This window comes from Gracilinema caldarium DSM 7334, from assembly GCF_000219725.1.
Taxonomy (GTDB): Bacteria; Spirochaetota; Spirochaetia; order Treponematales; family Breznakiellaceae; genus Gracilinema; species Gracilinema caldarium.
The window spans coordinates 1,818,008-1,831,049 of record NC_015732.1; the positions used below are offsets into that span (position 1 = coordinate 1,818,008).

General features: G+C 44.9%; 10 protein-coding genes. 5 read left to right on the plus strand and 5 right to left on the minus strand.

Annotated features, from left to right (window positions below):
- The first annotated feature begins 28 nt into the window (after positions 1–28).
- Positions 29–1,054, plus strand: coding sequence for a hypothetical protein (locus SPICA_RS08230; RefSeq protein ID WP_013969071.1), 1,026 nt, complete (start codon positions 29–31; stop codon positions 1,052–1,054).
- Positions 1,051–1,803 carry a hypothetical protein gene (locus tag SPICA_RS08235; protein WP_013969072.1) on the plus strand — a complete coding sequence of 251 codons (753 nt, stop codon included), beginning with the start codon at positions 1,051–1,053 and terminating at the stop codon, positions 1,801–1,803. Before SPICA_RS08230 ends, SPICA_RS08235 begins: the two co-directional genes overlap by 4 nt.
- 48 nt (positions 1,804–1,851) lie before the next feature.
- Here SPICA_RS08235 and SPICA_RS08240 read toward each other — a convergent pair whose 3' ends face one another.
- The gene (locus tag SPICA_RS08240; protein ID WP_013969073.1) at positions 1,852–2,655 is read right to left on the minus strand and encodes a TatD family hydrolase; all 804 of its coding nucleotides are present in this window, start codon (positions 2,653–2,655) and stop codon (positions 1,852–1,854) included.
- Positions 2,656–2,758: 103 nt separating this feature from the next.
- On the opposite strand from SPICA_RS08240, the gene SPICA_RS08245 reads away from it, so the two are divergent.
- Positions 2,759–2,971 (plus strand): hypothetical protein, encoded by a 213-nt coding sequence (locus SPICA_RS08245; protein WP_013969074.1) that lies wholly within the window; start codon positions 2,759–2,761, stop codon positions 2,969–2,971.
- 74 nt (positions 2,972–3,045) lie between these two features.
- Here the strand turns inward: SPICA_RS08245 and SPICA_RS08250 are convergent, their stop codons facing one another.
- From SPICA_RS08250 to SPICA_RS08260, 3 genes are all read right to left on the minus strand, one after another.
- Positions 3,046–4,968: a DNA topoisomerase IV subunit A gene (locus SPICA_RS08250; protein WP_013969075.1), complete on the minus strand. Its 1,923-nt coding sequence runs from the start codon at positions 4,966–4,968 to the stop codon at positions 3,046–3,048.
- Between the two features lie 9 nt (positions 4,969–4,977).
- A complete protein-coding gene (locus SPICA_RS08255) occupies positions 4,978–6,789 on the minus strand; it encodes a DNA topoisomerase IV subunit B (RefSeq protein WP_013969076.1) in 1,812 nt (603 codons plus the stop codon).
- Between the two features lie 75 nt (positions 6,790–6,864).
- Entirely contained in the window at positions 6,865–7,956 is a 1,092-nt protein-coding gene (locus tag SPICA_RS08260; protein WP_013969077.1) for a hypothetical protein, read from the minus strand.
- 82 nt (positions 7,957–8,038) lie between these two features.
- On the opposite strand from SPICA_RS08260, the gene fusA reads away from it, so the two are divergent.
- Entirely contained in the window at positions 8,039–10,123 is a 2,085-nt protein-coding gene (fusA, locus tag SPICA_RS08265; RefSeq protein WP_013969078.1) for an elongation factor G, read from the plus strand.
- Positions 10,124–10,190: 67 nt separating this feature from the next.
- Here the strand turns inward: fusA and SPICA_RS08270 are convergent, their stop codons facing one another.
- Positions 10,191–11,528, minus strand: a complete 1,338-nt coding sequence (locus tag SPICA_RS08270) for a citrate/2-methylcitrate synthase (RefSeq protein ID WP_013969079.1) — start codon at positions 11,526–11,528, stop codon at positions 10,191–10,193.
- A gap of 99 nt (positions 11,529–11,627) precedes the next feature.
- On the opposite strand from SPICA_RS08270, the gene asnS reads away from it, so the two are divergent.
- Positions 11,628–13,025, plus strand: a complete 1,398-nt coding sequence (gene asnS / locus SPICA_RS08275; protein WP_013969080.1) for an asparagine--tRNA ligase — start codon at positions 11,628–11,630, stop codon at positions 13,023–13,025.
- Positions 13,026–13,042 lie beyond the last annotated feature (17 nt).

The following is a 13,042-nucleotide window of genomic DNA, read 5'->3' on the forward strand; positions in this document are numbered from 1 at the left end:
GTAATATATCCATATATGGAGTTTCGATGTGAAACCTTGGAATACATGTGCACTGGCCGCCTCATTCATGTTCTTCTGTATATCCTTTGTACTACCGGCACAGGATATCAATGTTTCAATTCGGTATTTAGAAAAAAAGGTCTACTTTGCCGGACAGGGCCCTATTTTCATTCAAATCAATATCACCAACAATAGTGCATCGACCTATCGGTTTTACCTGGCAGATGAGCGGGCATTTTCGATTGATTTTGATGTCCGAACCATGACAAACCGTAGTTTAGAATCTTCGGAAATTCTTATCAGAAAGCGGACTCTAAATCAACAGGTTTTTTTTAGAGAGGTTGTGCTCCAGAGTGGTGAATCTTTTTCCTTTGCCGAGGATCTGACCGAATATGCAAAACTGGATCAGACTGGATCATACCTTATACAGGCCCGGTTCTATCCAGAACTCTATCAGACCACACGGATTACCGCAGGAAATACTCCCCCTAATAATTTTTCAGAAAGCGCTGGAGTAACCGTTCGCAATATACAAAATCCGGTTATTGAATCAAACCGGCTTGCACTTACCTTACGGCCAGCACCTTTAGCCGAACCGGGAAAACCAGCCCCTGTACTGGATGCAGATACCAATGCAATACTGGTACGTCAGAATCTGCCTCCAGATCAAGTTATAGAATATATCCTTTCGGCACGTCAGAAAGGACAATGGGAGAAGTTTTTTCTGTATCTAGACCTGGAAGCTATGCTGAGCCGGGATGGGGTGCGAAAACGTCAGTGGCAGGCTGAATCGGAAGAAGGCCGGCAGAAAATGCTCGAACGCTACCGTTCGGACCTTAAAAATGCAATAGTAGATGGAGACATTGCTACCATACCAATAGAATTTACCGTAGAGAGAACCAATTATGGGGCTCAGGATGGCACTGTAACAGTCCTTGAAAAATTCCGTTATGGAACCTATGTTGAACGTAAACGGTATACCTACTATGTGCGGCGTAAGGATGGTATCTGGATGGTGGTAGATTATTCTGTAATTAATCTGGGGACAGAATGAAACTCTTGTTAGTCATTGCATCCGATGAAACCTATAGCTTCATTGCTTCCTATGTACGTCCCCTTGGTTTTGAGTTGATTCGGTACCGACATCCCCTCAAAGCCATGGATAACATAGATGAAGTTGATCCCGATGGAGTTATTATTAGCGGTGAGGATTTTCCAAGGCATTGGAAAACCCTGGTTCAGTTTATCCGGAGCGAACGCCCAAAAGACAAAACTGCCATAGTCATTCTTAAGGGGCCTAATTTTCCCTTTGAAGAAGCGGCTAAGGCTTCCTATATCGGCGTGAGCGGAATAGTTTCGGAACATTTATCTGATCCAGAGGAACTGGATCGGCTACAGGGAATTCTGAGCCGTTATCTCCCTATAGATGATGGCCGCCGCTCTAAACGAGTACGCCCTGGCCCCTGGGACCGTTTTGGTTTTATCGCTTATAATCCAGGGGATCACACCCTCATAACCGGTACCATTGAAACTATTTCCGCCACAGGGCTTGCGTTTATACCCGACAATGCTCCTTCTATTCAGCAACTAGGATTGGACACTATATTGTCCGAGTGCTCCCTTCGTGTAGGGGATAGGATTCTTTCACCGGTTTGTAAATTGGTGAGAACCGGTAAAATTGTGTCCTTTCATTTCGAATCCTTCCCTGAGGGGGAACAGAATATTTTGAATAGTTATATCCAGGAAAGGCCACTCAGGGAGCGTAAGTATATTCAAAATAATCCAGACTCTATTGAAACCTAATAATATATTTATGGGCACCTCTACAAACATAAGTTTTTGGAAATCCTCTTATGTCTTTGCACAGAAAATGTTCTTAAAATTGGTGTCATTTATAGCATGCAGAGATTCTTCGGTGCAGCAAGAACTCTCTGCTTCGGCTCTGAGCAATGCTGCGGTTTTCACAACCGTAAAAAGATCTTCATAGTGTGAATAGGTCTTACCTCGTAGAGGTTGATAAGGTGCATCGGTCTCGAAGAGGAGCATTTCCGGAGGAAGTAAAGCACAGGCCCTCATAGTTTTTCGGTGATTTAACGCAATTGTTGTGCCAAAGGAACAAAAAACTCTGACACCCCGTTTTTTGAGGGCTAGGGCTTCCTCATAGGTGCCAGAGTAGGAATGAAAAACTACTGCGGGGAGCCGTGCAAGGTCTTTTGCATACCGAAATATTTTATGCATTGCCCGCCTGAGGTGCAGTATCAGCGGGAGACCCTTCACAATAGCAAGATTGAGCTGGAGATGAAATAATTCTTCCTGCCTGAACTCTGTAGCTCGAAAAGGTTCATCAAAGAAATCAAACCCGACTTCTCCAATCGCAGAAAGCAGGCCTGTTTCTGCAGATTGGTACAATGTGTCCAGAGAAGCATTCACTGCATCGGGCTTTGCAAGAGGGAGCTGGGGATGCACACCAAAGCAGAGTGCCATAAGAGGGCCTCCATTATGGATAGCCTCCTTAGCAAGAGCCTCATGATAAGAAAATTCAGAAGCATTCCAGCTGCTTGCAGCAACCACAAGATCAAGCGCACGCCGATTAGCCTCAGCATGAGGCTGGGAAGTAAGCATATCAAAAGGATGGCAATGGGCATCACTGGGCATAATACCTACTATACCATGGGCACCCCCGTAAAGAAAGGGTAAATCCTTAAAAGGGTAAACCTTCAAATCCTTTTTTCCGATATCTATATATAGGAGGATGCACATGAAACGCTATTGCATCAAATGTGAAACCGGCAGGGTCGAATTCCTTGACATCCTATATGAGATAGATAGTGGCTATATGACACGGGTTGTCCGTGTTAAAGATGGCTATGAAAAAATTATAGAAGAGTTCATGCCCTATCATCTGTTCGATCTCTGTATAAAAACAGGCTATCTGTATGAGATGAAGGAGGCAGCAAGTTCCGTTGCCTAGCGGTCTGTCGGACTGGTCAAGTCCGACAGGCGCCTAGGAAGATACCCACCTTTTGCAGGGGAATGGTAAAAGTCCTATTTTACCTCCACCCCTGCGGCTTCCCTTGCGGCTATTCGCACCCCACCAGCTTTAAGTCCCTTCACCAGATAATCCTGTAGTTTGATGGTCTCCTTGGTTACTTTTATCCGTGGCTTGGGAACATAGGTTACCACAAGACTTCCCTTGTCACGGGTATCAATATGGAGTACCTGAGCTCCCTCCGGAACCAGATTGTATTCCTTGTTCATAATCCAGCCTTCGATCACACAACGTTTTATATAGGGATAACCGGTTTCAGCCTCTTTGTAGATAATTGAGAAAACGGTTTTTGAGAGCGCTTCCTTGTCTGCAATGCCAACCCACCAGGCATGTTCACCAACAAAAACTTTTTCCGGCAAATCGATAACACTATAGGTACCGTTATTTCGCAAAACAAGGATCCTGTCAAAGGGGGAAACCTCTGCGATCATGGTACCGGTGGCTAATTGGGTTCCCAGATACCCCGTTTCTGCATCATAATGCAATTCCAGGTCCTTTTTCACCACTTCTTTAACATCAATACGATTAAAGGACTCTATTTGAGTTTTGCGTTTCCCCTTCCCCAGGTCCTCGTTGGCCTTAATCTTAGCAATAATGCCATCAAGGAAAGCGGTCGCATAGGCGGTGATATTTTTAAGGTGCCCTTCGATTTCGGCAATTCGCGCCTTTATTTCTTTAAGTTCCGCCTTAGCTTTGTTGATATCGTAGAGGGAGATCCGGCGGATCGGGATTTTAAGGAGGTGTTCCACATCTTCAGGGCTTACACCCCGCTTTCCGATTTCTTTCATAAAGGGTTTAAACCCATCGATGACCGCTTTCTGTACAGCTTCGGCGGTCTTCATCTCCTCGATGGCCTTATAAATCCGTTCTTCGATAAAAATCCGTTCCAGGGTGCGTAGATGAACCTTATCCAAAAGTTCTGAACGTTCCAGTTCCAGTTCCTTTGTCAGGATGGATACCAGCTGTTTAGCGTGATATTCAATCACTTCGGTAACGGTCATGATGGTGGGCATACCATCCTTGATGACCAATAGGTTCACCGAGATGGATTGTTCACATTCAGTAAAGGCATACAGGGCATTGACGGTTTCTTCAGAATAAACACCCCGGGCCAGTTTAATTTCTATTTCCACCTGCTCGGTGGTAAAGTCCGAAATTGATTGTATCTTGATGCGTCCTGCCTTGGCGGCGGCTTCCACACTGGCGATGAGGCTTTCCGTCGTTGAACCGTAGGGCAGTTCACGGATTACAATCCGTTTTGGGTCCGACACATCAAGCTTAGCCCGGACAACCACCTTGCCGTTTCCGTCCCGGTAATCGGAAACATCCATAAGGCCGCCGGTGGGGAAATCAGGATAGAGCTTGAATTTTTTCCCTGCCAGGCAGGCCTTTTCCGCCTCGAGGACCTCCACAATATTATGGGGAAGTATCTTCGTAGACATCCCCACCGCTATACCTTCGGCTCCCAGCACAAGGACTACGGGAATCTTCGCAGGGAAAACCACCGGTTCCTTGTTTCGGCCATCGTAGGAATCGACCATGGGGGTCAGCTTGGGGTTATAGAGCAGTTCCTTAGCTAAGGGGGTAGCCCGGCATTCGATATATCGGGCCGCAGAGGCTTCGTCACCGGTAAAAATATTGCCAAAGTTTCCCTGCTTATCAATAAACAGGTCCTTGTTGGCTAAAACTACCAGAGCAGACCCGATTGAGGCATCCCCATGGGGATGATACTTCATACAATGGCCCACCACGTTGGCCACCTTATGAAATTTACCATCATCCATTTCAAAAAGGGAATGTAAAATCCGCCGCTGTACCGGTTTTAAGCCATCTTCGAGATCCGGAATAGCCCGGTCTTTGATGACATAGGAAGCATATTCAATAAAGTTTCTGTCGAAGAGGGTTTTAATATAAGCCATGGTTATTCCTTAGGTCACATCCGCAATAAGATTTTTCATAATGTAATCCCGCCGTTCCGGAGTATTCTTGCCCATATAAAATTCCAGAACCTGAGGCACCGCTTTAAGAGTGTTTATTGTCACCGGCACGAGACGCATATCCTTGCCGATAAACTGGCCGAATTCCTTGGGGCTAATTTCGCCAAGGCCCTTAAATCGGGTCACTTCGCAACCGGAACCAAGGGCCTTTACCGCCTCGTCCCGCTCCTTTTCGCTGTAGCAGTACCGGGTTTCCTTTTTGTTGCGAACCCTGAACAGGGGTGTTTCAAGGATAAACACATGCCCCTGGGTAACCAGTTCTTCAAAGAAAGAAAGGAAAAAGGTAAGGAGCAGGTTCCGAATATGAAAACCATCAAAGTCCGCATCGGTGGCAATAACGATTTTGGCATAGCGGAGACCGCTGACATCATTTTCAATACCCAGGGCCATCATCATGTTATAGAGTTCTTCGTTTTTATAAATCGCAGTCCGTTTTTTGCCATAAATGTTCTCCGGTTTTCCCCGGAGGGCAAAAATCGCCTGGGTCATGACATCACGACTGGAAACCATGGAACCCGCCGCTGAATCTCCTTCGGTAATAAAAATGGTCGATTCGGCTCCCTTCGGTCCATCTTCCAGGTGATATTTACAGTCCTTAAGCTTAGGTATTTTCAGGGCAATTTTTTTGGCCGCTTCCCGGGCTTCCTTTTTTACCACATTCAGCTCGGTCCTGAGTTTTTCATTGGCAATGATTTTAAGTTCCAGCTGTTTTGCCGCTTCGGTATTTTTATGGAGCCAGTCCTCTACGGCAGTTTTTACTTCCTGCACAATCCAGGGCCTGATATCGGAGTTCCCCAGTTTATTTTTTGTCTGGCTCTCAAAGACCGGATTTTTTAATTTTACGGCAATCGCTGCGGTGGTCCCTTCACGGACATCTTCACTTTTATAATCCTTTTTAAAATAAGCCTGTATACCTTTAAGAAACCCTTCCTTAAATGCAGAAAGATGGGTGCCGCCATCGGAAGTGTACTGACCGTTCACAAAGGAAAAATATTCTTCTCCATAATTATTGGTGTGGGTAAAGGCAATCTCCAGCCGTTCACTCTTATAATACCCAACAGGATAAATAACCTCTGAGCCGGTTTCTTCTTTTAAAAGATCTAGGAGCCCCTGTTCCGATTTGTATATTTGACCATTGAAACGGAGAGTAAGGCCCGCATTTAGATATGCATAATTCCAGATCCGCTTTTCAATAAATTCCAAATTAAATTGATAGTCACCAAAGATCTCCCTGTCAGGGGTAAATTCCACATAGGTGCCATCACGCTGGCTTTCCTTCAGCTTGCCCTTTCGTTCTTGCTGTAAAACACCCTGTTTAAAAACAGCTTCTGCAAATTCTCCATTCCTGATTGCGACCACCCTGAAGTGGGAAGACAGGGCATTAACCGCCTTGGTTCCAACACCATTTAAGCCCACAGAAAATTGGAATACATCATCGTTATATTTAGCACCCGTATTGATGACTGAAACGCATTCCACAAGCTTGCCCAGGGGAATGCCGCGGCCATAATCCCGTACCTTAACCGTTCCGTCTTTTACCTCTATGTCTATGGCATCTCCATAGCCCATGATGTATTCATCGATGGCATTATCAATCACTTCTTTAAGGAGTATGTAAATACCGTCATCGGGGTTGGAACCATCCCCAAGCCGGCCAATATACATACCGGTCCTTAGCCGGATATGTTCAAGGGAGGAAAGGGTCTTAATTTTCGATTCATCATAGCTGTTTTTTGAAGTCATAAGCCTAGTGTACCATAAAAAGCAAAAATAACCTAAGGGGACCTTTAAAAACTGTAGTTTTGAGAGATCTCCTCATCATTCCAGAACACGCTGGAGACGTTGTATTATATCAGAAAGCTCAATCATTTTGTGCTGAGCATCGGTAATTATTGCTTGTTCCTTTTCCTTACGTTCCTGATGAACCCTGATTGTTTTCTGAAGCTTTTCGATCTCCTTATTCAGTTGGTCAATCTGCAGTTCCGTGGTAAGGATTTCGATATTCCGGCCAATACTTGCTAGATCATCCCGAAGCTGATGAATTTCAGATACAATATCCTGAGCTTCCTGCGCAAGCCCTTCTACTTTGGAGAGTGTAATTTTTTGTCCTACCCTTTCAAAAAGCATATCCAACTCACGACTCATCTGTTGCTGCTGTTTTTCAAGGCTACGCAAAGTCCGTTGGGGGCGATTCTCTGCACAGAGTTGTTGTATATCCCTTCGTAGAGTATCCAACGATTGGGATAATGAGGCAAGTGCAGTCTGTTTTTCCTGTAATCGTTGTAAGGTTTCTTTGGCAAGATTCATAAGACTGGCGGCCTCTTCAGGCAATTCAAAATCCCCAATACCTGCTTCTAACAATAGTTGCCCTGCTTTTTGGGACACCTGTTTCATTTCCCGTTCTTTTCCTGATCGGCTGACCTTAAGAGTCAATTTTCTGGTATGCTTCCCGATAAATGAAAAGAAATCCTTTGTTTCTTCCTGATCAATGACAGCGATATGATCTTCCGATTCTTCAAGTTGATGAATGAGCGCTTCATACTGCTGCTTAAGGGTAAAAATCGATTCCGGCACAAAGGATGAGGAAAGGACCGAAACGCCCAATGCAATATACTGAAGTTGTAAATCCCTTTCATCAACCTTAATGCTATTAAGTTGTTTTTTATAGGCATTCTTCAGTTCCTGTTCCTTTTCAAGCAGGGTTTTCAATCGTTCCAGTACTTCACTGAGTCTATCTTGTTCTCGTACAAGTCGGTTATAGTCTGCAGTTTCATCCTTAAATAACTTTACAGGAATGCTTGCAGCAGCAAGTACCTCATGACCCAAATTTTTATAAAGATCAACAAGCCGTTTTTCATAGCTTTCCTGCTTCTTTTTCAACTCCATAAGCTGTTTTTTACGTTCTTCCATAATTTTACTATACGCTATAGAAGTTTTTCTTGACAATCCGTCAAGACGGCCCCATCATGTAAAAATCGAAGGAGACGCCACCATGAGCTACACCACGGATCTTATCAAGAACCTATCGTTAGCCGGTCACGGCGGTACCGGCAAAACAACCCTCTTTGAACGGCTGCTGTTTGCCGGCGGGGTAATTCAAAAGCCTGAAACAGTCGAGTCAGGAAAAACCGTCAGTGATGCTTCACCAGAGGAAATTGAACGGAAAATTTCAATCTATGCAGCCCTGGCTCATATAGATTGGAAGGGCAAAAAAATTAATGTGCTGGATACACCGGGCTCCTCTGACTTTATCGGGGATGTGATTTTATCGATTCGAGCATCCGAGTTCACCCTGGTTACGGTAGATGCCCGCTCAGGTGTTCAGATTGAAACCCTGAAAATCTGGCGGATACTGAACGCCCGGGGCAAACCACGGGGCATTTACATCACAAAAATGGATGATGACAGAGCTAATTTTGATGCCACCCTCCAGGACATTAAGGAAAAACTGAAGATCGATCCGGTCCCATTCTTCCTGCCAATGGGTGCCGGTAAGGATTATAAGGGTGTTATCGACGTATTAAATGAAAAAGCCTATTTTGTCCAAAACGATGGACTAGAAAAAGAAGGCCCCATTCCTGCTGAATACAAGGATGCGGTGAATGAAGCCCGCCAGAGACTGATAGAAGCCGCCGCCGAAGGGGATGATACCCTGATGGAGCACTATATCAATAAGGGATCCCTCGAAGCGGAAGAAATGCATACCGGCTTGATTGAAGCGCTGGCAGAACATAAATATGTTCCCGTATTCTGTGGGGTACCCCTTAAGAATTCGGGGCTCATACCTTTACTCGATTTTGTTTCCGACATCGGGCCTGATCCCCGTACAGCCAGCGATACCGCTGTATTACCCGACGGGACTGAAAAAGCTGTAGCTATTGATCCGGAAAAGCCCTTTGCCGGCTTTGTAATTAAAACAACCTATGACCAGTTTTCAGGAAAGATATCCTGGATAAAACTGTTTAAGGGTAAACTGCATGCAGATTCTGAAGTTTTCAATGTAACAGAAAACAAAAAGGAAAAAATAGGGAAGCTCTATATCTGCCAGGGCAAAAAGCTCGAAGAAGTCCAAGAGCTGTATGCCGGTGATATTGGTATTATCACCAAGTCAGCAAGTCTCAAAACCAATGAAACCCTGACCGATCCTGCCAATCCCCTGACCTTTGTTCCTTTACGGCTCCCCGAACCGGTCCATTCAGTTGCGGTGAATGCGGTTCAAAAACGGGATGAGGATAAGCTTGGGGAATATCTCCTGCGGGCTACCGAAGAAGATAAAACCCTGCGGTATGAATATAACACGGAAACAAAAGAAGCGGTCCTTTCCGGGATGGGTGAACTCCATGTAAACATTGTTCTGGACAAAATTAAACAGAATCAAAAAATCGAAGTTCAGACCCATATTCCACGGGTTGCATATCGAGAAACAATTACCAAAAAGGCCGGGGCTGAATATACCCATAAAAAACAGACCGGCGGTCATGGCCAGTATGGTAAGGTCGTATTAGAAATTGCGCCGCTTCCACGGGGGGAACAGTATCGCTTCATTAATGCCATCTTTGGTGGTGCTATTTCGAAGGGCTATATCCCCGGTGTAGAAAAGGGTATTCACGAAGCCATGAATAACGGCGTACTTGCAGGGTATCCCGTCGTCGATGTAGAAGTAAAACTGGTTGATGGAAAAGAACACCCGGTAGACTCTTCTGAATTGGCCTTTAAACTTGCAGCCCGCAATGCCTTTAAGGAAGCCATGAAACAGGCCAGTCCTACATTGCTGGAACCGATTATGAATTTAACCGTCTTTGTAGAAGATAAATACATGGGCGATGTCATGTCGGATCTTTCGGGTAAACGAGGCAAGATTCTTGGTCAGCAATCGATCGGTGGTGGCATCGAAGAAATTCGGGCACAGGTACCCCAGGCAGAGCTCCTGAGATACTCTATCGATCTGCGGTCCATGACGAGCGGCACAGGCTCATTTAGTGTCGAATTTGACCACTATGCGCCAATCTCCGGTAAGATTGCTGAAGAGGTCATTAAAGCGGCCCAGGCATTTAGGGTGCAGGAAGCTGAAGAATAATGTGTTTAAACGGCTGAACTGCTGTAAAAAGGAGGTGGGAGCTGTTCCTCGGGAACAGCTCCCTTTTTTATTTTCTATCTGCTATAGGTATAAAGGGAAGTCTGGGCTGAACACATTTATAAGCCGGTCGAATAATTCTGCCACCGGAGATAATTTCCTCCATTCGATGAGCACACCAGCCTGCCACACGGCTGATGGCAAAAATTGGAGTATAGAGTTCTGTAGGGATCCCCAGCATGTGGTATACAAAGCCGGAATAGAAGTCCACATTGGTACAAATAGATTTATCAGAACCCTTTACCTGTTTAAAGACCTTTGGAACCAGAGTTTCAATGGTTCTATAGAGATTAAATTCTTCATAAAACCCCTTCTCTTTTGCCAATGCTTCGGCCTTATTCCGCAACAGGGTCGCCCGTGGATCCGATATTGTATATACCGCATGCCCCTGTCCATAAATAAGCCCTGTTCGGTCAAAGGCCTCTCCCTTTAATATCTTTATTAAATAATCTGCAACTTCGCCTTCGTTCTCCCAGTTTTTAACACCCTTTTTAATATCTTCCATCATACCCATTACTTTAATATTAGCACCTCCATGCTTAAAACCTTTAAGGGATCCTACCCCTGCGGCAATTGCAGAATAGGTGTCTGTATCAGCTGAAGAAATAAGGTGCACTGCAAAGGTTGAATTATTACCACCGCCATGCTCTGCATGGAGCACCAAAGCAAGGTCGAGTATTTCTGCTTCAAGGCGGGTAAATTTCTGGTCCTGACGAATGAGGGAAAGGAGAGTTTCTGCCGTGGATTTAGTTTTACCAGGTGAATGGATAAAAAGGCTTTCATGGTCGTAATAGTGCTTTTTAGCCATGTAGGCGTAGGCTACCATGGTTGGAAACCGGGCGATAAGATCTATTGATTGACGAAGTATATTCTCAGGAGACAAATCCTCAGCTCGGTCATCATAGGCATAACAGGTAAGCACCGAACGAGCAAGTTTATTCATAATATCAGGAGAGGGCACCTTCATAATGGTATCTTCAGCAAAATTATTAGGTAAAGCACGTTTTTCACCAAGAAGATCTGAAAATTCCTCTAATTCAGCTTTTGTAGGCAAATCACCAAAAAGCAGTAGATAAATAGTTTCTTCGAAGCCGTACCGTTGTTCCTGAGCTGCATGGTAAACCAGGTCTTCCACATCATAGCCCCGGTAATAGAGCTTGCCGTCTACCGGGATCCGTTCGCCTTCATCCATAATATACCCATGTACATCTCCTACCCTGGTAAGGCCAACAAGAACACCAGTACCATCGGCATTTCGCAGCCCTCGCTTAACATTATACTTGGTATATAATTCAGGATCAATTTTGTTATTTTCTAGAACCTTATAAAGATAGCTATTCGAATCCATAGGCCCTCCATGTATATTTATACACTAAATAGGACCACATTTTGCATAGTTATGCAATAGGTTTGACGAAAAAATATTTTTCATCTATATTAAATTGCTATGAATATACCACTTATCAAAGAAATTATGACCCTTTCCCCTGAAGGGCAAACAGTCATTATACGCGGCTGGGTTCGAACAAAACGGGAATTAAAACACCTTGTCTTTATCGAAGTAAATGATGGTTCATGTTTTAAGAACATTCAGTGTACCTTTGATCTTTCCCAGTTTACCGATCAGAGCATTTCTGAACAGCTGGCAGAAGTATCTACTGGGGTTTCTGTAGAAATTTCTGGAAAGCTTGTTCCTTCCCCTGCTGCGGGGCAACCGGTAGAGGTTACTGCTTCTAGCATTTCTGTAATCGGAAAAGCAACTGCAGAAAACTATCCATTACAAAAAAAGCGGCATTCTCTGGAATTCCTCCGGGAGATTGGACATCTCCGTGCCCGAACCAATACCTTTGGGGCTGTAGCACGGGTACGCAGCCGCCTTGCCTTTGCAATTCATGAATTTTTCCAGCATCGAGGCTTCCAGTATGTCCATACCCCAATCATTACTGCCAGCGACTGTGAAGGGGCCGGGGCCATGTTTCAGGTTACTACCTTGGATCTGGAAGCCTTAGCAAAGTCAGGCAAGGCTGTCGATTATTCTAAAGATTTTTTTGGTAAACGGAGTTATCTTACCGTATCGGGTCAGCTCGAAGCAGAAACCTATGCTACAGCCCTTTCCCGGGTCTATACCTTCGGGCCAACCTTCCGTGCAGAAAATTCTAATACCACCCGGCACCTTGCAGAATTCTGGATGGTTGAACCGGAAGTAGCCTTTGCCCATCTGGAAGACAACATGGAACTGGCAGAGGCCTTTCTGAAACACCTCTTTAATGTAGCCCTTACCGACTGCAGAGAAGACCTGGAGTTTTTTAATGAGCGGATCCAGCAGGGAATTATTGAAACCCTGGACAGCGTGGTCAATTCCAAGTTTACCCATATGACCTATACGGATGCGGTGAAGGAACTGGAGAAAAATGCTGGAGCCTTTGAATTCAAGCCCTATTGGGGTTGTGATTTACAGAGTGAACATGAAAAATACCTGACTGAAAAAGTAGCGGGAGGCCCTGTCATCGTTACAGACTATCCCAAGGAAATTAAAGCTTTCTACATGAAATTGAATGAGGATGGAAAGACAGTCAGAGCAATGGATGTTTTGGTTCCCCGTTTAGGCGAAATCATTGGCGGTTCAGAACGGGAAGAACGGCTTGAGGTTCTCGAAAACCGAATTAAGGAATTGGGTATGAATCCTGAGGATTATTGGTGGTATTTGGATTTACGGCGCTTTGGTACTGTGCCCCATGCAGGATTTGGTCTTGGTTTTGAACGGCTTATCCTCTATGTTACCGGCATGACCAATATCAGAGACGTAATTCCCTATCCTCGAGCCGTTGGACAGGCTGATTTCTAACAGGCTATAGAATACTT